General features: G+C 65.6%; 18 protein-coding genes. 6 read left to right on the top strand and 12 right to left on the bottom strand.

The window, feature by feature from the left end; all coding sequences use genetic code 11:
* Window position 1 precedes the first annotated feature (1 nt).
* The 8 genes from ACTXG5_RS19985 to ACTXG5_RS20020 form a co-directional block, all read right to left on the bottom strand.
* The gene (locus ACTXG5_RS19985) at window positions 2-1,609 is read right to left on the bottom strand and encodes a flavin-containing monooxygenase (RefSeq protein WP_445160444.1); all 1,608 of its coding nucleotides are present in this window, start codon (window positions 1,607-1,609) and stop codon (window positions 2-4) included.
* Entirely contained in the window at window positions 1,606-2,556 is a 951-nt protein-coding gene (locus tag ACTXG5_RS19990; RefSeq protein WP_445164509.1) for an alpha/beta hydrolase fold domain-containing protein, read from the bottom strand. Before ACTXG5_RS19990 ends, ACTXG5_RS19985 begins: the two co-directional genes overlap by 4 nt.
* A 20-nt stretch (window positions 2,557-2,576) precedes the next feature.
* Window positions 2,577-2,987 carry a Zn-ribbon domain-containing OB-fold protein gene (locus ACTXG5_RS19995; RefSeq protein WP_445160445.1) on the bottom strand — a complete coding sequence of 137 codons (411 nt, stop codon included), beginning with the start codon at window positions 2,985-2,987 and terminating at the stop codon, window positions 2,577-2,579.
* Complete coding sequence (locus ACTXG5_RS20000; RefSeq protein WP_445160446.1) at window positions 2,987-4,189, bottom strand: thiolase family protein; 1,203 nt, start codon at window positions 4,187-4,189, stop codon at window positions 2,987-2,989. Before ACTXG5_RS20000 ends, ACTXG5_RS19995 begins: the two co-directional genes overlap by 1 nt.
* Window positions 4,186-4,641 (bottom strand): MaoC family dehydratase, encoded by a 456-nt coding sequence (locus ACTXG5_RS20005; protein WP_445160447.1) that lies wholly within the window; start codon window positions 4,639-4,641, stop codon window positions 4,186-4,188. The genes ACTXG5_RS20000 and ACTXG5_RS20005 overlap by 4 nt, the downstream gene beginning before the upstream one ends.
* An 86-nt stretch (window positions 4,642-4,727) precedes the next feature.
* A complete protein-coding gene (locus ACTXG5_RS20010; RefSeq protein ID WP_445160448.1) occupies window positions 4,728-5,228 on the bottom strand; it encodes a MaoC family dehydratase in 501 nt (166 codons plus the stop codon).
* Window positions 5,221-6,354, bottom strand: a complete 1,134-nt coding sequence (locus tag ACTXG5_RS20015) for an acyl-CoA dehydrogenase family protein (RefSeq protein WP_445160449.1) — start codon at window positions 6,352-6,354, stop codon at window positions 5,221-5,223. The genes ACTXG5_RS20010 and ACTXG5_RS20015 overlap by 8 nt, the downstream gene beginning before the upstream one ends.
* A gap of 3 nt (window positions 6,355-6,357) precedes the next feature.
* Window positions 6,358-7,536 carry an acyl-CoA dehydrogenase family protein gene (locus ACTXG5_RS20020; RefSeq protein WP_445160450.1) on the bottom strand — a complete coding sequence of 393 codons (1,179 nt, stop codon included), beginning with the start codon at window positions 7,534-7,536 and terminating at the stop codon, window positions 6,358-6,360.
* 191 nt (window positions 7,537-7,727) lie between these two features.
* On the opposite strand from ACTXG5_RS20020, the gene ACTXG5_RS20025 reads away from it, so the two are divergent.
* The 3 genes from ACTXG5_RS20025 to ACTXG5_RS20035 all read left to right on the top strand — a co-directional run bounded on the left by ACTXG5_RS20025 (window position 7,728) and on the right by ACTXG5_RS20035 (window position 9,464).
* The gene (locus ACTXG5_RS20025; protein WP_445160451.1) at window positions 7,728-8,348 is read left to right on the top strand and encodes a TetR/AcrR family transcriptional regulator; all 621 of its coding nucleotides are present in this window, start codon (window positions 7,728-7,730) and stop codon (window positions 8,346-8,348) included.
* Complete coding sequence (locus ACTXG5_RS20030; RefSeq protein ID WP_445160452.1) at window positions 8,345-9,169, top strand: hypothetical protein; 825 nt, start codon at window positions 8,345-8,347, stop codon at window positions 9,167-9,169. The genes ACTXG5_RS20025 and ACTXG5_RS20030 overlap by 4 nt, the downstream gene beginning before the upstream one ends.
* Window positions 9,170-9,299: 130 nt before the next feature.
* On the top strand, window positions 9,300-9,464 hold the full coding sequence (locus ACTXG5_RS20035) for a hypothetical protein (RefSeq protein WP_445160453.1): 165 nt from the start codon (window positions 9,300-9,302) through the stop codon (window positions 9,462-9,464).
* Between the two features lie 10 nt (window positions 9,465-9,474).
* Here ACTXG5_RS20035 and ACTXG5_RS20040 read toward each other — a convergent pair whose 3' ends face one another.
* Window positions 9,475-12,234, bottom strand: a complete 2,760-nt coding sequence (locus ACTXG5_RS20040) for an FHA domain-containing protein (RefSeq protein WP_445160454.1) — start codon at window positions 12,232-12,234, stop codon at window positions 9,475-9,477.
* Window positions 12,235-12,469: 235 nt separating this feature from the next.
* On the opposite strand from ACTXG5_RS20040, the gene ACTXG5_RS20045 reads away from it, so the two are divergent.
* Entirely contained in the window at window positions 12,470-13,315 is an 846-nt protein-coding gene (locus ACTXG5_RS20045; protein WP_445160455.1) for an SDR family NAD(P)-dependent oxidoreductase, read from the top strand.
* A 4-nt stretch (window positions 13,316-13,319) separates the two neighbouring features.
* Here the strand turns inward: ACTXG5_RS20045 and ACTXG5_RS20050 are convergent, their stop codons facing one another.
* From ACTXG5_RS20050 to ACTXG5_RS20060, 3 genes are all read right to left on the bottom strand, one after another.
* On the bottom strand, window positions 13,320-13,823 hold the full coding sequence (locus ACTXG5_RS20050) for an isoprenylcysteine carboxyl methyltransferase family protein (protein WP_445160456.1): 504 nt from the start codon (window positions 13,821-13,823) through the stop codon (window positions 13,320-13,322).
* A gap of 144 nt (window positions 13,824-13,967) precedes the next feature.
* Window positions 13,968-16,217 (bottom strand): molybdopterin-dependent oxidoreductase, encoded by a 2,250-nt coding sequence (locus ACTXG5_RS20055; protein ID WP_445160457.1) that lies wholly within the window; start codon window positions 16,215-16,217, stop codon window positions 13,968-13,970.
* Between the two features lie 52 nt (window positions 16,218-16,269).
* Complete coding sequence (locus ACTXG5_RS20060) at window positions 16,270-16,695, bottom strand: TIGR03618 family F420-dependent PPOX class oxidoreductase (protein ID WP_445164510.1); 426 nt, start codon at window positions 16,693-16,695, stop codon at window positions 16,270-16,272.
* A gap of 187 nt (window positions 16,696-16,882) precedes the next feature.
* Between ACTXG5_RS20060 and ACTXG5_RS20065 the strand changes: the two genes are divergently transcribed.
* A complete protein-coding gene (locus tag ACTXG5_RS20065) occupies window positions 16,883-17,065 on the top strand; it encodes a hypothetical protein (RefSeq protein ID WP_445160458.1) in 183 nt (60 codons plus the stop codon).
* Between the two features lie 79 nt (window positions 17,066-17,144).
* Window positions 17,145-17,594, top strand: a complete 450-nt coding sequence (locus tag ACTXG5_RS20070; protein ID WP_445164511.1) for a nuclear transport factor 2 family protein — start codon at window positions 17,145-17,147, stop codon at window positions 17,592-17,594.
* Window positions 17,595-17,709 lie beyond the last annotated feature (115 nt).

The following is a 17,709-nucleotide window of genomic DNA, read 5'->3' on the forward strand; positions in this document are numbered from 1 at the left end:
CTCACTTCCTCTTTGATCTCGTCGTCAACACCAGCCCGGAGTAATCGTTATGGGCCACCTCGTCGCAGTGGCGCCGGTAGGTGCCGAACCCACCGATGTAGGGCATGAAGGTCCGCGTCTTGCCTTCGATGTTGGCGCCCAGGTACCACGACGATGCCGCCTTGGGGAACAGTGTCCGTTCGGCTGCTTGGGCCACGTGCTCGGTCCAGGCGAGGGCGGCATCGTGGCGTGGCTCAACCTCGCTCAACCCCCGTTGTTGCGCGGCCCGCACCAGGTCGACCACCCAGTCGACCTGAACCTCGGCATGCAGGACCATGTTGGCCAGCACTGAGGGACTGCCCGGCCCGCTGATCGTGAACAGGTTCGGCAGACCCGGCACCATCAGACCGAGAAACGTCACCGGGCCGTCGGCCCAGATGTCACGCAACCGCTCTCCCCCGGGCCCACTCGGGTCGATCCGGGTCAATGCCCCGGTCATCGCGTCGAAGCCGGTGGCGAAGATCAGCACATCGCAGGGATACGTCGCCTCGTTGGTCCGTACGCCGTCGGCGGTGATGCCTTCGATGGGCTCGCGGCGCAGGTTGACCAGCCGCACATTGTCACGGTTGAAGGTGGCGTAGTAACCATCGTCGGTGCAGATCCGTTTGGTTCCGATCGGGTGATCGACCGGGATGAGATCCGTTGCGGCAACGGAATCGGTGACGATTTCCCGGATCCGCTCCTCGGCGAATTGCCTCGCGACGTCGTTGGCGGCCAGGTCGCTGGTCTGGTCGGGGAAGGTCTTGGCGAACAGGACACCGCCTTCGCGCCAGCGCTGCCAGAGCGCTTTGGCCTGCTCCTCGGGTTCGGTGTCGACGGCATTCTTGTGGTAGGTGCCATGCGGTGTGCCCGCCGGCGCGTAGGCGGAAACCCGGCGACGCTCGGGGTACTGCTCCTGGATCTGGCGCTGCTCCTCAGCCGACCACGGGCGGTTGGGCATCGGGATGGTGTAATTCGCGGATCGCTGGAATACCACCAGCTTTTCGGCTTGCGCGGCGACGATCGGAGCCACCTGGATCCCGGACGATCCCGTGCCGATGAGGCCTACCCGCTTGCCGCGCAGATCGGGATCCTCCCGCGGCCAGGCGGCCGTGAAATACACCTCGCCCGAGAAGTCCTCAACACCGGGGATATTGGGCCGGTTGACCGCCGAAAGGCAGCCGGTTGCGCACAGCAGAAACTGTGCCTCGTAGCTTTCCCCGGTCGCAGTGTCGACATGCCAGCGACCGTGGTCGAAGGTGGCACCGACGACGTCGAGGCCGAATCGGTAGTGGCGGCGCAGATCGAAACGGTCGGCGACGTGCCGCAGATAAGCGAGGATCTCCGGTTGGGCGGCAAAGCGTTCGCTCCAGCGCCAGCTCTGCTGCAACGCGTAGTCGAAAGCGTAGGAATAGTCCACACTTTCGACGTCGCACCGCGCACCCGGATAGCGGTTCCAGTACCAGGTGCCGCCCACATCGGGGGCCGCCTCGATCGCAGTCACCGACAATCCCGATGACGCGATTCGGTGTACCGCGTAGAGGCCGGCGAAACCGGCGCCGATCACGATGACGTCGCTTACTTCGGTCATGTCGAGACCCTCGTCGTATGCAGTAGTCGGCGCAGGTCGGCGCAGACCAGATGCTGTGCCGATGCCGCCGGAGGAAAGGATTGAATCGTCATGAAACCGTGGAACAATCCGGGGAAATCACGGTGCACGACCGGCACTCCCGCGCTGCGCAACCGGCGTGCGTAGTCGCATCCCTCACTGTGCAGGGGATCCAGCCCGGCGGTGACGACCACTGCCGGCGCCAAGCCCACATGAGAGTCCGCGCGGGCCGGAGCCACCAGGGCGGGCGGGTCGAAAACCCGCTCAACACCGAGGTATTGACGCCAATACCACTGCATTGCGGCGCGGGTGTTGAAGTATCCGGCGCCGTAACGGTGGTAGCTCTCGGTTTCGAACGAGGGATCGATCGCCGGGTAGATCAGCAGCTGCGCGGCAGGTTGAGTGACTCCCCGGTCACGGCAAAGGATCGCAGTGACCGCGGCCAAATTCCCGCCGGCACTGTCGCCGGCGACCGCGGTGCGCCGGGGGTCGATACCCAGCTCGTCCGCGTGCTCGACCACCCAGCAGAACACCGTGAACGCGTCGAGCGCGGCCGCGGGCGCGGGATGTTCGGGCGCGAGGCGATAGTCGACCGACACCACGACGGCTTGGCTGCCGCGGGCCAGTGCCCGGCAGAATCCATCGTGAGATTCGATGTCGCAGAAGACGAATCCGCCCCCGTGGCAGAACACGATCGCGGCACGGTCGCCGGAGGGCTCGCCGTGCGGGCAGTAGATCCGCACGCCGATGGCACCGTCGGGGCCCGGAACGATGCGGTCGGTGGCGCTGCGGACGTCGTCGGAGTTGTCGACCGGCATGCGCCGCTCGGCGACCGCGGCACGGGCTTGCGGGCCGGTCAGGTTCTCGACGCGCGGGAACCCGGCGTTCAATTGGTCGAGCATCGCCTGCACGCCGTCGTTCATATGCACCTCCGACCGCACCGGTGAGGTCATGCGGGCCGGTATTTCAGCAGCGTGATTCCGGGTTCGGGCAGATCGTAGAACACCGGCTGAACCCGCATACCGATCCGGATGTCGCTCGGATCGATGTCGACCAATTCGGTGCTGATCCGCGGACCGGCATCCCACTGCACCACCGCGAGCAGCTGCGGGACCGCGTCAGCCCAGGGTGGGCCGGTGGGCCTACGGGAGACGGTGAAGGTGTACAGCATTCCCGCACCATCGATTTCACGCCATTCCAGGTCGTCGACCAGGGTGCCGGGAGCGAGGATGCGCGGATAGAAGACGTAGCGCTGCAGCGAGGGCGAATACTGCACCAGGATTCTGTGCTGGGCCAGGCCATCCCAAAACCGACGCGAGACGGGTGTGGGCTCGGGAACCGGGCGGGCTGCTGCGGTCATCAGTCCCCCCGCATGATCAGTGCGACCTGCTCGCTCATGATGCCGCCGTTGCCGGTGACGAACGCGGTGTGGCAGTCCGGCACTTGGGCATCGCCGGCTCGTCCCATGACCTGCCGCGCCCCGTCGACCACGTGATGCATGCCGCCGGCCATGCCGGCCTGACCGAAGGACAGCTGGCCGCCGGCAGTGTTCAGCGGGAAGTCCCCGCGGTGGGTCAAATCGTGCTCGGCAATCCATGACATGCCTTGGCCTTTGGCGCAGAAGCCGGCGTCTTCCAGGCTCATCAGCACCGTGATCGTGTAGCAGTCGTAGATCGAAGCGATATCGACATCGGACCGGTTCAGCCCGGACATGGCAAATGCCTTGTCGGCGGCGCGCGCGATCGGGGTGTGCAACAGGTCGTCGGCGTAGGTCGGGGTTTTGAAGGCGATGTGTTCGCCGAAGCCTTTGATCCAGACCGGGCGATGGCGGCTGCGGCGGGCGAGGTCGGCGTTGGCGAGCAAGACACCGACACCCCCGTGCACGCGCATCACCGTCTCGAGCATGTGGATCGGATCGGCGATCATCGGGCTGGCCAGCACGTCGTCGACGGTGATCGGGGTGCCGTGGAAAACCGCGCCCGGATGCGCGCACGCGTTGGTGCGCTGGTCGACCGCAATCTTGGCGACCGCGGCGGGGTCGTAGCCGAATTCGGCGGCGTAGCGCTGAGCGATCTGCGCGTACGGCGCGTTCTGCCCCAGGTTGCCGTAGGGGATTTCGAACTCGGCCTGCGGCGACCCGTAGTTATTTGACGACGCCCCAAACCAATTCGGGGCAGCGGCCGGGCGTTGTTCCGATTGTGGTACCGATGCAGATCCGGGCACCACGGCGAGCACCGCCTCACAGATGCCGAGCTCGATGGCGGCGGCACCCCGCCATATCATTCCGGCGGACGTGGCCCCGCCGAGGTCCACGCGCTCGCCGAAATCCAACGCCAGGCCGAGGTATTCGCACAGTGTCGCCGGCGCGAACATGGCCGATTCGGCCACGCCGTGGGTGAGCAGGCCGTTGATGTGCGCGGGATCGACGCCGGCGTCCTCGACGGCCAGTTTCGCGAGCAGCGCGTACTGGTCCAGGGTGAACAGCGCAGGCCCGGTCGGGCGGCGCTGCGCCGGCAACTCCGCAATGCCGATGATGGCCGCTTCGCCACGCAATCCTGTCACGACGGCGTTCCGCTGATGTTTTTTCGTAGGGGCAGCTCGACCGTTGCGGTTCCGGGCATTAGCACGGTGTCGTCGCGGCGGCCGGTGATCTCCAGATCCACCAGTGCGGCGCCGTCAGTCAGGCGCTTGCCGGTGACCACGCCGCCGAAGGTCAGCGGCTCACCCGGCAATGCCGTCGCGCGGTTCTGCACCGAGAAAGACACCAGACGGCCGCGCCCACCGATCCAGTCGCCGATTGCCCGGGCCAGCAGTGCCGCCTGGAGTGGCCCGTGCACCAGCACATTGTCGTAGCCTTCGACGCCGCGCGCCCAGTCCTTGTCGTAGTGAATGCGGTGACCGTTGTAGGTCGCGGCGCTGAAGAAGAACAGCTGGGTTTCGTCGGCGGTGACGGTCAGTGCGGGAATCTGCTCGCCCACGCCGATATCGTCGTAGAACACCTGCTCAGTGCTCATGGCGCCACTCCTCTCCCCCGCAAGCGGGCGGTGCCCCCACATCGCTCTTTTGCTCTGCATCGTCGCCGGCGCGAATCATGGCATTCCTAGGGTCGCGCGATCATCGAGGTCGAGGCTTCGGCGACCAGGTCGCGGTGTTGGTTCCGGTACACCGTGTGCCAGGTGACCAGCACGAAGCTGCCTGAGCGGCCTTGTTTCTCCACGATCGATTCGATGGTGCGAACCATTTCGATCTCGTCGCGGTGATAGGCCGGCAGGTGAAAGGTAAAGCTCTCGCCGCCGGCCATCCGTTTGGGTGCACGGGGAAACGCGAGACTGCCCGAAGCTGCGCCCGAAGATCCATCGGGCCGCAGCGCGTCAAGGTGCGCGACGCCGAGCACCGCGTACTGCAGAAACAGCGGAGGGCAGATGATGTCGTGAAAGCCGTTGGCGCGAGCGTAATCCGGGTCGAAATACAACGGATTATGGTCACCCACCGCCGACGCCCACCGCTGCCAATCGCGCTGGTTCACCTCGCCGGTCGCGGTCGCGGCGACGGTACCCACTCGCGACGCCGAGTCGGCGTCGATCAGGGTGTCTTCACCCACTGGCGGTCCCTTGTCTCGGGGTGTTTTCCAAGGTTTCCTCCAGCCAAGTTGCGGCGACATCTGCCCCGCCGCCGAGAGTTGAACCGAGCCTTGCCCGTTCGGTCCACAAATGCAGATCGGTTTCGGTCACGTAACCGATCCCGCCGTGCAGTTGATGGGCATCCAGCGTGACGAGCCGGGCCGCCGTGGCGGCATGCATGCGGGCGATGGCCGTTTGTCTGGTCCCCGTCTGTCCGCGCGCGATCCAAAAGACCGCGGAGTGCGCGGCCAATCGGGCCGCGGCCAAGGCGATGTGCATGTTGGCGATCAAATGCTGTGCCGCCTGGAAGGAGGCGATCGGGCGGCCGAACTGGTGGCGCAGCTTGGTGTACTCGACGGTGCGATCCAGCACCGCCTGTCCGACTCCGACCAAGTCGAGTGATCCCAGTGCCACCGCCGCATTGGCCAAGCGGCGCACCCGGGTCATACCGGGTTCATCGAGCGGGGCTTCGGCGCCGACGGTGACATCGTCGAGCCGCACCGCGAACGCCCGGTGCCCGCCTGCCATGGCGAGCGGCTCCATGGTCACCCCGGCCGCGCGGGCGTCAACGGCAAAAACCAGCGTGCGTTCGCGCGCCGCGGCCGATACCACGATGACGTCCGCGATATCGGCGTCAGCGACATAGTCCGCAACTCCGTTGAGCCGCCAGCGGGTCGAGACAGGATCGGCGCGCAGCACAGCCGAGACGTCGGCGGCGTCACGGGCGTTCCACAACGCCGTGGTGCCGCGAATGTGCCCGCTTGCCAGCAGCGGCAGCCACGCGGTCTTGACGTCCGGCGAGCCGAGCTGCTCGATTGCCAATGCCGCCGCAATGGTGCTGTGCACCGCCGTCGGACACAGCCCACGACCTGCCTCGGTGTAGAAAACAGCGAGATCATCGAGCGAGCCGCCCGAGCCCCCATATTCCTCGGCGATCGCGAGTCCGAACACGCCGGCGTCGGCCAATGCCTTCCACAGCGTCGGGGTACTTCGATCGGCGCCGGGTTCACCGAGCCCCCGAACCAGACTCACCGGGCATTCCGCCGACAGCAGCGCGCGCAACGATGCGGCGAATTCGCGTTGCTCAGCAGTCGGCAACGCTTTCATACGTCACCGCCCATAGGGGGGCATTCCATGGCCACGCTGACCGATGACGTCACGCAGCACCTCGTTGGTGCCGCCACCGAACCGCATCAATGGAGCAGCCCGGTACAGCCGTTCGAATTTGCCTGCCAGCGGCGCGGTTTCGCTCCGATGCGCCAGCAAGCCGTCCGGGCCGAGCAGAGCGAGTGCCAGATCGGCGATGCGCTGCCGCAGCTCACTGGTGAAGACCTTCTCGACGCTGACCTCCACGGTCGGGATCACGCCACTGTCCAGGATCGAGGCGGCCTCATAACCCATCAACGTCGCGACCTCTACGTCGGCTTCGGCCTGTACCAGGCGACGGCGAAGGGCCGCGTCGTCAGCCGGCACCGACCCATCGCGTCGTGGGCAGCGGGCAAGTTCCCGTAACTCGTCCACCGCGCGACGCAGATCGCCCGCATTGGTCAGCGCACCGCGTTCCAGGTCGAGCGCGCCGGTGATGTAGGTCCAGCCGCGGTTGATCTCACCCACCACATTCGTGACGGGGACCCGCACGTCATCGAAATGCACCTCATTGGTGCGGTAGCCAGACCACGCGTAGAGCGGGCGAATCTGGATCCCCGGACTGTCGACCGGCACGATGATGACCGAAATCCCGCGATGGCGCACACCATTCGGATCGGTGCGCACACAGAGCCACTCGTGGGTGGCACGTTGCGCCCCGCTGTTCCAGATCTTGCTGCCGTTGATCACCCAGTACTCGCCGTCGCGTGTCGCACGGGTCCGCAGGCTGGCTAAGTCCGTTCCCGCTTCGGCCTCGGAATAGCCGACGGCGCAGATCATTTCGCCTTTGGCGATCAGCGGCAGCCATTCGGTCTTGTTCTGCTCGGTGCCGTGTCGCATGATCATCGGCGCCACCGAGGTGACCGTGAGGTCGGGTCCGGGCACGCCCCAATACTCAAACTCGCTCATCAGCAGGTGCTGATATACCGCGCCGAGACCGAGGCCGCCGTACTCACGCGGCCAGTTCAGCCCGAACCAGCCCTTCGCACCGATCTTGCGGCGAAATCGTGTCACCTCGCCGTCGGGGAATTCGAGATCATGCTCGGCCAGCTCGGCTCGTAATTCTGGGGTGACGTTCTCCCGAAGGAATTCGCGAACCTCCGTCAGCCACGCGCGTTGCGCGACGTCGAGTTCGAAATCCATTCCGGCCCCTTTGCCCTTCCAGCCGCGCCAGCGTAACGCCACTGCGAGATCTCGCCCGCAATGTCGCCCTGACGTTACGCCCGGCCCCGGTCGCGCTTGGCGCACCCCGTGGACAGCTCTGAATCGAGTTGCTCAGCTTCATTGACACCCGTCATTGACGAACGCCAGTGAGATTGGATAGGGTGGCGGGTATGCCATCGACGACGCCGGCCGCCGAGGCTGTGCCGGTCGTGAATGTTCGAGAGGCGCAGCGAATCCAAACGCGCGCACGTCTTTTCGACGCCGCGGTGGCCGAGATGGGGCGGTCTGGATTGGCGGGTACCGACGTCGCCGCGATCGCCGCGGCCACCGGTGTCGCGCGGGGCACATTCTATTTCCACTTCCCGACCAAAGAGCACGTGCTGGTCGAGCTGGAGCGAGCCGAAGAAGCCAAAATTGTGGCAAACCTCGTCAAGGCAAGCGGGCCAACTGATCTGATGTCGATGCTCACGCTGCTGGTTCGTGAGGTGCTCGCCGCCGAGGAACGGCTAGGCCCCGTCGTCTTCAGGGACATGCTCGGGTTGCACTTCTCCGCAACGCGCCCCATCGAGGACGAGACCGCCGAACATCCACTCGCCGAATTCGTGATCGCCGCAATCGGTGCAGCGAAGGCTGCGCGGCGGGTGTCCCGGGATGTTGACGCGGGCGAGCTCGGCGTGATCTTCATGACCGGCCTGTTCGCCTTGTTAGCCACCAGCGGAGCGTCCAAATCACGCGCCGCACTGTTGGACCGATACGTGAGAACCATCGTTCAGGGAATGGAGACGCCGTGACCGGCACAGGCATTGACGGCTACCGGGTCTACCTAGCTCATCGCGACGGCGACGCCGATCTGCTGCATCGCCGGCTCGCCAACCGTGAAGACTTCTTCACCTGGTTGGAGGCCGACCCGGTGCGCTCTGCTCGTCGAATCGATAGACAGGTGTTTCTGCGGAACCTGCGCCGCCGCCGCCCCGAGCCAGGGCTGTCCCGCGAGATGCTGTTCCTCCTGGCCACGGCCAAGCTGAACCAGGCGGAGCGGTTCGGAGTGGACTTGGGCGACACCTACGGGCGCATCGGCGGCGAAGACGAGCCACCGGAGCGCATCTACCTTGCTCTTGAGGAGCACTATCACACCCGTCTGTTGGCCTACGTGCTCGACATATTCGGTCTGCCGTTCCAGGTGGTCGTGCCGCCGTTCGTGATGCGCCAATTCGTCAAGATGGAAGTGTTTCTCCCCGAGCGATTCGGATTCCCGTTCGTTGGCGCCGCAGAAATGGCGGGCTGCATCATGTTCGACGAGCTACGCCGTGTCGGCGTTGAATTGTTCGCCGAGGAGCCAGACGTCGCCGCGCGCATCGAGCGCCTCTACGCCGAGATCCTGACGGACGAGCTAGGCCACGTCGGCTATTGCGCAGCGCGCTGCAACGGTGCCGAAAGAGCGGTAATGCGTTGGCTTTACCCGCTTTTCGGGCGTCTGTTTGCCCGCCAGACCGCCGAGATCAGCCTTCTTACCGATCCCGAAAGGTTGCACGCTCGTCTGGACGCACCGTTCGATGTCGAGGGGCTCACCGCCGGCGTTCCGAACGAAACATTTGTTGCCGCGCGCCCCTGACCCGCTCCCCCGAGATACCCCCTCTGTAAATACGCTGTCAAACTCCCGTTAAATACCAGCCGCCCCATCGCAGAATTGCGGCCCGGCTGGGATGATCTTGAAATCGGGTAACGAAGATTCGGGAGACGTCATGCCCACTATTGAGACGCGCCTCCGCCAGGAGTTACGCAACTATGCCGTCGAATTACGTCAGCTGGCGTACACCCTGCCCCAGGGGGTGGGCGAGCATGATCTTCTTCAACTATCAGACCGGATGCGCGACGCCGCCGAGCAGGTGGTCCGCAAGGGGGCCTAGCGACGGGTGATCAACGGCCGCCCTTGAGGCGAATCTTCCAGCGCACGAACAGAAGATACGCAGCGCTGATTGCGAACAGCATGCCCATGTCGAACCACCAGGTGGCGGCATTGTGGTGCCAGTGTGAATCCTTCGGGACTTGGGGCCCAGGCTCCAATTTGATCAGGTCGATGGTGGAGGCAGAGGCCGCGAACCCCCACCTCGCCGGTGTGGCCCAGGACATCTGGTCGAGCCCGAGGCGCGCGGTGACGGGAATCATGCCGCCGGAGAACACGAGTTGCGACATGACCGCCACCACCAGCAGCGGCATGATCTGGTCGTTGGATTTGGCGAGGGACGACAACGCCAACCCGAGCATCGCCGAGGCGACGGTGGTCGCAGCGACATCGACGAACAGCTCAAGGCCGGGCTTGCCCAATGCCACGGCGCCCTGCGTCGGGCCGCCCTTGCCCAGGAGCGCGATAACGGTCACGATCGCCGACTGAACGATCGCGAACACGGTGTAGACACAGACCTTCGCCAACAAGTACGCCGAAGTGGACAGCCCAACGGCTTGTTCGCGCAGGAAGATGGCGCGCTCCCCGATCAGGTCGCGGATCGTTAGCGCGGTGCCCATGAAGACCGCGCCGACATTGAGCAGCACCAGGATCTGTCCAGGTTCGGTGGGCGCGTTGCCCATCGGGTTCGGAATGCCGAAACCGACGTCGCCGGGCACCGACATCGACAGCGAACCCATGATGAACGGCAACAGTGCCAAGAAAGCGAAATAGCCGCGGTCGGACACGATCAACCGGATCTGTCGTCTCGCGATGGTGGAGAACTGCCGGAACAGACTCGTGTGCGACGGATCGCCGATCTCGGCGGGCTTCTCCGCCGGTGGTGGTGGTGGCGGCGGGCCCGTCTGGGCCAGGTACCGGGCCTTGGCCGCGTCGGGGTCTCCGGCGACCGAGCTGAAGATATCGGCCCAGTTCGTCGTCCCCATGGCGAGGCCGATCTGGCTGGGCGGCCCGGAGAATGCGGTCTTGCCGCCGGGGGCCAGCAGCAGAACCTGATCGCATACGTCCAGGTACGTCAGCGAGTGGGTGACGACGAGCACCACGCGACCGGCATCGGCCAACTGCCGCAGCATGGTCATGACCTGCCGGTCCAGCGCGGGGTCCAGGCCGGATGTCGGCTCGTCGAGGATCAGCAGCGACGGCCCGGTCAGCAGCTCCAGCGCCACCGACGCGCGCTTGCGCTGGCCGCCGGACAGCTTGTCCACCCGCGTCTGCAGGTGCTGGGTCATCTCGAGTTCCTCGAGCACCCGGGCAACCACCTGCTCGCGGTCATCCTTCGTGGTGTCCGGTGGCAGCCGCAGTTCGGCCGCATACCCCAGCGCCTGGCTCACCGTCAGCTGACCATGCACCACGTCGTCCTGCGGCACCATGCCGATCCTGCTGCGCAGCGACGCGTACTCGGCGTGCACGTTGTGGCCCTCGAACGCCACCGAGCCGGTGCTTGGGTGCGTGTAGCCGGCCACCAACCTGGCGAAGGTCGACTTGCCGGCACCCGACGGACCGATCACCGCGGTCAGCGTTCCGGGACTCGCGCCCAACGAGATGTCGTCCAAGAGGGTCTTGTTGTTTTCGATCGTCCACGTCACCCCGCGCACATCCAGGCCGCCGAGGCGGGTCTGGGCCGCGGTATCGGCGTCCCGACGGGCCAGCCCGCCGCCCGAGAACACCAGGTCGATGTTGCCGATCGTGACGACGTCGCCGTCGTTCAGCAGCGCGGAGTCGACGCGGGCACCGTTGACGAAAGTGCCGTTGATGCTGCGGTTGTCATGAATTTCCGTGCCACCCGGCGTCGGAATCAGGGTCGCGTGGTGGCGCGACGCCAGCACCTCGGGAATGACGATGTCGTTGTCGTTGGCCCGGCCGATTTTGATTGCGCCCGGTGTCTCCGCTTCCGCCTTGCCCGGCCGCAGGATCTTCATCATCGATGTCGCGAGGTTCGATGCGTCGCCGCCGACCCGGCCCGTCATGGCGGTCGGGGGGTCGGCCGCCGGGGCCGGGGAAACCTGCACGGGTTGGGGCCGGTAGATGTGCGGCGGCGATATCGGTGCGCTGGGCGGTCCCGCCGGGTGTGTACCGGTCGGGTGATGAGGCTGCGACCCCGTCGGAGGGCTCGGTTGCGCGCCCGTCGGACTGCTCGGTTGCGCGCCTGTCGGATGGCTCGGCTGCGACCCGGTCGGATACGTCGGCAGTGGCCCCGACGGTGGGCCGGACTGCGGCCCTGACGGTGGATACGACGGCATCGGCCGCGACGGGCTGGCCGGCGGCTGCTGTTGCTGACCCGGCCACCCCGGGCTGGTCGGTGGACGTCCCTGGGCCGGCCGTGGATCGTGTGGCGCGGTAAGCGGGTTGGCAATCGGCATGGACTGCGTCAACGGCGGGGTCCCGGCTGAACCCTGATGGCGACCGACCTCGAAGGTCACCGCCGGCCCGTCCGGGTTGCCGATATTCACCCGCTGGCCGTCCTGGATGTCGGTGGCCGGTACCCGACGGTTGTTGACGTACAGACCATTGAGGCTGCCGTTGTCGATGGCGACCCACCGGCCCTGATCGAAGCGCAATATCAGGTGGATCCGGGATATCAGCGGGTGCGCGACGCGGACGTCGGCCCGCAAGTCACGCCCGATGACCACATCGTTGCCGGGTGCGAAGGTCCGCTCGGATCCCTCGTACCGCACGGTCAGCGCGGGTAGGGCTGCTCGGGTCACGAGCCCCACTGTATCGGCGTCCGAGCGGATCGGGGCAAGGGTTGCCGATACGGGTTACCGGCTGTGTCGCATTGGGGGGGCCCGTGGCACGCCGAGGATTCAACCGGTTTCGATCGCACCGCCGCAGCCAACCCGCCGCCCATGCGCGAGCGCGCCGGCGCGTTCTAGATCTGCAGTGCAATCGATTTCGTGATCTGCCGGCCTCGGTGCCAATCAGTCTCAGCGAGTGCTCGAAGATGTGAGCATGGAACAGTCAACTCACCCTGGCCCGTTGCTGGCCGACCGGGTCGCGGTGGTAACCGGCGCCGGCGGCGGTATCGGCGCGGCAACCGCGCGGCTGTTCGCCCAACACGGCGCCGAGGTAGCCGTCGTCGATATCGATGTCGAGCTTGCTCAACGGACCGCCGACCTGATCACGACATCGGGCGGGTCTGCCCTGCCGCTCGTCACCGACGTGCGCGACGCCGATCAGGTCACCGCCCTCGCACGATCGGTGCTGGATCGGTGCGGGCGGATAGACGTGTTGGTCAACAATGTCGGCCACTGGCTGCGCCACCCGGGCGATTTCGTCGACACCGACCCGCAGTTGTGGGATGAGCTCTACCGGATCAATCTGCACCACGTCTTTCTGGTCACTCACGCGTTCCTGCCGGCGATGATCGCCCAGCACAGCGGCTCGATCGTGAACGTCTCCTCCCTCGAAGGGTTGCGCGGATACCCCGAGGATCCGGTCTACGCCGCGTTCAAGGCGGCCGTCATCCACTTCACCCGCAGCCTGGCGGTCCAGGTGGGCCGGGATGGTGTGCGGGTCAACGCGATCGGCCCCGACGTGACCGAGTCACTGCAGGTGCCCTACTCGCAGTGGCTCTCCGACGAGGAGCAGAAACAGTGGCCGCAGTGGGTTCCGGCCGGACGGATGGGACTGCCCGAGGACCAGGCCCGCGTAATCCTGTTTTTGGCCTCGGAGCTGTCGGCGTTCGTCACCGGCCACACGATCCCGACCGATGGCGGCACCGGCGCGGCGGGCGGATGGTTTCGCTCTTCCCGGCGGCCCGACCGGGAGTGGACGAACCGGCCTCTCGCGCCCTGACCGCTCAGACGTAGGCCAATGCGGCATTCTCCAGCCGGATCCGCTGGTTGAGCACCAGCGCGTTGGCAAGGGTGAACACGATCGCCGTCAGCCACGCCGAGTGGACCAGCGGCAGCGCCGCCACCTCCGCTACTACCGCGATGTAATCGGGGTGACGTACCCATCGATACGGGCCGCGCCGAACCAGCGGCGCACCCGGGATCACGATGAGCCGTGGATTCCAGTGTTTGCCCAGGACGGCAATGCAGCGCCAGCGGACAGCGACGCTGAGCACCACGACGGCAACCATCGGCCAGCCCAGCCACGGGACGAATGGGCGTCCCAGGGACCAGACTTCCACCAGACACGACATCAGCAGCAACGCATGAACGCTGACCATCGCCGGAAAGTGGTCGAGACCGAATTCCTTGCCCCCTCGGGCAATTGACCACGCGGCGTTTCGGTGTGCGACGACGAGTCCGACCAGGCGTTCAACGGCGATGGCGACGATGAACAGGTAGTAGTACACGGCTTCTCCCCTTCACCACTGCAGCAGGACGACGAGACGTGATGTTGCAGTTATGCCTATCCCTACGAGGGCGGGCCCAGGACGGTTCAGCAAACATGGTGAAGATGAACTAGAGCACAGGTCGTTGAGTCTTGATCTTGCCGGTCAGCTGCTGGCCACACCGGGCCGGAATCGAGCGCGATCCTCGATAATCGTCACCGGAATCCCGTTGAGGGCTCCGTTGCCGGATGGCTCGTCGATAAATGTCGGTAGGGACAGCGCATTGGTGTTGGCGCCTGGTGAGCCGTTAGCCACCGACATGCGAGTGCCCGGCTTGCCATGTCCCCAGCCGTGCGGCATCGACACCACGCCGGGTTTGATCGCGTCGGTGATCTCGACGGGCACTTTGATCTCGCCGGCCTCCGATTTCACGGTGACGACGTCATTGTCGGAGACGCCACAGCGCATCGCGTCGTCGGGATGGATCAGCAACGTGCACCGGTCCTTGCCCTTCATCAACGCGGGCACGTTGTGCAGCCAGGTGTTGTTCGACCGCAGGTGTCGACGGCTGACCAGGACCAGCGGCTCGGCGGGTCGCTCCAGCCGCGCGGCCAGTCGCGGCAAGTCATCGAGCAGGTACTGCGGAGCGAGCCGGATCTTCTTGTCCGGGGTACCCAGGATGTCTGGCAGCTGCGGCACCATCGGCCCGAAGTCGATGCCGTTCGGGTTGGCCTTGAGCAAGTCCAACGTGAGCCCGCCGAGGTTCTTGCCGTACTGATCCCCGAACGGGCCGGTTCTCAGCGTGAGGTCCAGCATCCGCTCGGGGCCGCCTGTCAAACCGGCATCGTCGTACAGCTTGCGGATCTCGGCGCCGTCGACGCCTCGGGTGAAGGCCAGATAATCGAAAAAGCCATCGTCGATCGCGGCGACGTCGACATCCTCGGCCGGTGTGCCGGTGCACAAGCCGGTCAGTCGAATCAGGATCTCCCATTCGTGCGGGCGGTCGCCCGGATCGAAGACCGGCGCGGAATAGTTCGCGATGCTGCGGATCGCGAACAGCAGGATCAGATCGTCGTGGTGCGGCTGCTCCAGCGGTGACAGCCCAGGCAGGATCACATCGGCATGACGCGTCGTCTCGTTGAGCCAAAGGTCAACGGAGATCATCGCTTCCAGCATCGGCAGCACTTCGTCGAGCTTGTCGCCGCCAGGTGTGGACAACACCGGGTTGCCCGCAATGGTGATCAGCGCCTTGAGCTGTCCGTCGCCGGGTGTGGCGATTTCTTCGGTCATGCACGACACCGGGGCCTGGCCGAGGACTTCCTTGGCGCCGCGCACCCGGGTGTGCCAGCGGCCGAATTCGGGGAGGCCACCCTCCAGGCCGGGCAGCGGCTGCGTAGTGATCGACCAGGCCGCCGGCTTGGGGAACATTGCGCCGCCGGGAGTGTCGAAATGGCCGGTCAAAATGTTGATCACATCGACCAGCCAGCTGGCCAGGCTGCCAAATTCTTGGTTACACAGGCCAATTCGGCCGTACACCACCGATTTCTCGGCGCCGGCGAGTTCACGTGCCAAACGCCGGATGCGGTCTTCGTCAATGCCGGTAACGGAACTGACCCGCTCCGGCGGCCAGTCCGCGGCAACCCGGCGCATCGTGTCGACGCCGTCAACGTGTGGCCCGGGGTTGACTAAGCCCTCATCAAAGAGTGTGTGGGCGACCGCCAACAGCAGTGCCGCATCGGTGCCGGGGACGATCGGCAGCCACTCGTCGGCGTGGGCCGCGGTCTGTGTGCGCACCGGGTCGATCACGATCACCTTGCCGCGTTTACGAATTCCGTTGATCAGGCCCATCACGTCGGGCGCGGCCAGCAGCGAGCCCTGGGACGCGGCAGGGTTGGCGCCCATGATGACCATTAGGTCGGTGCGCTCGATGTCGGGCACGGGGAAGTTCCACCACAGGCCATACATCAGGTGCGACGACAGGTTCTTGGGCCATTGGTCGACTGTCCCCGGCGAATATGTGACCGGCATCCCGGACATGCCCATCAACACACCGGCGTACCGGGCCAGTGAAAACGAGTGCGCCAGCGGGTTGCCGGTGTAGGCGGTGACCGCGCCAATTCCGTATTTGTCGATCACCGGCGTCAGCAACTCGGTGCACCGGCGAAACGCCCTGTCCCAGCTGACCTCCTGCCAGGCCCCGTCGACCTTGATCATCGGGCTGCGAATGCGGTCCGGGTCATGGTGCACGGCGCCCAGCGAGACGCCCTTCGGGCAGAGATGACCGCGGCTCCACACGTCGTCGCGGTTGCCACGAATGCCGGTAACCGCGCCGGCTGCGACATGAATCTCCAAGCCGCACATGGCTTCACACAGTGGACAGGTCCGCAGGTGCTTGCCATCGTCACCGGGCTTCATCCACCCACTGTATTGCGCTACTCCGGGTAGCGGAAGTGGCAATACGTTGAGGTCAGGCTACCCAGGGCCCCATGCCGCCGACCTTATCGATGTGGATGCGGGTGAGGAATCCCGGCGGCGCGTTGTCCGGCGGGAAATTCATGTTCGGGTCCCCCAAGACCGGGTTGAGCTCCTTCAGTAGCTCGGGGGCACCGCCCTCGACGATCCGTGCGGTCCCGGCGATGGAGAGGTAGGGCCGCATTCCTTGGCCCGCCTGGTCCAGCGCCGCGATCGTGACGGCGACCCGGGGATCGTTGCGAACGTTGCGGACCTTTTTGTGTACGCCCAGATGGGCGCTGACGAGCTCGTCCCCGTCCGGCGTCGACTGCAAAGCGACCCAGACCAAGCTCACCTGGGGGCTGCCGTCGGGATTGATGGTGACGAGGGTGGCATCCGCACCCTTGCCGATGAGATGTCGTGCGGCGTCGTTGAGCTCCATGCGTTGTTCTACCATGTCGCGCCGCCATTCATTCCCGGCTCGGGACGTCGGCGCGCGTAACCGCAGGCACTATTCCTTGAGAGAGATTTGAATCTGACAAGTTGCCTATACATCGACGACGCATCCGCCCTAGCGTCAAAGAACAACCTAATGTCTGCCCCAGGAGCTGAGAGCGATAGGCGCGGCCATGACCGATCACCAGCCCCCGACGAACATCGAGTACCTCCGCCACGAGGTGCTCGCTCGGATAGACGCGCACCCGCTCGATGATTGGTCCCCGGCTCTGCTGCGGGCCATGATCGCGGTCTTCGACCTGAACGGCGTCACGCCCAAGCCCCTGCAGGGCTTCCGGCCTCGCATCGTCAAGTAAAGGCGCACGTGCGTTCTCACGACCCTGACTAGGGTGCTAGCGGTACGCGGTACCTGCGGTCGGGCGAGGAGTCATGACGATGGAGATGTGGGAGCTGGTGGCCCGTGAGCAGATCCGTGACACTCTCGCCCGATACAACTGGTCGGGTGACGCCGGCCGGCTCGAGGCGCTAGCCGAGACATTCTGCGTAGACGGCGTTCTCGAGATTCGCGGTGCCGAACCGCTGCGCGGCCGATCCGAGATCACGGCATTCCTCGGCGGTGTCACCGGGAAGATCGCGGTCGACGCAGACATCAAGCCGGTGGTTCGGCACAACGTCGCCAACATCCTGTTCACCGCGCTGACACCCGACGAAGCACGGGTCTCCTGCTACTTCACCGTCGTCACCCATATCGGGCTCGACCACTTCGGCCGTTATCGCGACACCTTGGTGCCCGACAGTGACACCTGGCTGATCAAGCACCGCAAAGTGTCGACCGATTGGGCAGCCGCCGATTCCGCGATGGCCCGGCCCTCCCCAAGCACCTGAGTCCTTGGCGCACAGTCATTCTCGCGCGAACCGGGACACCCCGGATCGTCGAGCGTGCAACCTGGGCTTCGAGGGTGCAACCAGGGCGAAGAATCGGCGAATTTCCCGCCCTGAG

The organism is Mycobacterium sp. Dal123C01, assembly GCF_052566995.1.

Bases quoted from the DNA above. Each gene is read 5' to 3' on its own strand.
- ACTXG5_RS19985 (WP_445160444.1), bottom strand. From the start codon at position 1,609: ATGACCGAAGTAAGCGACGTCATCGTGATCGGCGCCGGTTTCGCCGGC.
- ACTXG5_RS19995 (WP_445160445.1), bottom strand. From the start codon at position 2,987: ATGACCGCAGCAGCCCGCCCGGTTCCCGAGCCCACACCCGTCTCGCGT.
- ACTXG5_RS20005 (WP_445160447.1), bottom strand. From the start codon at position 4,641: ATGAGCACTGAGCAGGTGTTCTACGACGATATCGGCGTGGGCGAGCAG.
- ACTXG5_RS20015 (WP_445160449.1), bottom strand. From the start codon at position 6,354: ATGAAAGCGTTGCCGACTGCTGAGCAACGCGAATTCGCCGCATCGTTG.
- ACTXG5_RS20020 (WP_445160450.1), bottom strand. From the start codon at position 7,536: ATGGATTTCGAACTCGACGTCGCGCAACGCGCGTGGCTGACGGAGGTT.
- ACTXG5_RS20025 (WP_445160451.1), top strand. From the start codon at position 7,728: ATGCCATCGACGACGCCGGCCGCCGAGGCTGTGCCGGTCGTGAATGTT.
- ACTXG5_RS20035 (WP_445160453.1), top strand. From the start codon at position 9,300: ATGCCCACTATTGAGACGCGCCTCCGCCAGGAGTTACGCAACTATGCC.
- ACTXG5_RS20045 (WP_445160455.1), top strand. From the start codon at position 12,470: ATGGAACAGTCAACTCACCCTGGCCCGTTGCTGGCCGACCGGGTCGCG.
- ACTXG5_RS20055 (WP_445160457.1), bottom strand. From the start codon at position 16,217: ATGAAGCCCGGTGACGATGGCAAGCACCTGCGGACCTGTCCACTGTGT.
- ACTXG5_RS20060 (WP_445164510.1), bottom strand. From the start codon at position 16,695: ATGGAGCTCAACGACGCCGCACGACATCTCATCGGCAAGGGTGCGGAT.
- ACTXG5_RS20065 (WP_445160458.1), top strand. From the start codon at position 16,883: ATGACCGATCACCAGCCCCCGACGAACATCGAGTACCTCCGCCACGAG.
- ACTXG5_RS20070 (WP_445164511.1), top strand. From the start codon at position 17,145: ATGGAGATGTGGGAGCTGGTGGCCCGTGAGCAGATCCGTGACACTCTC.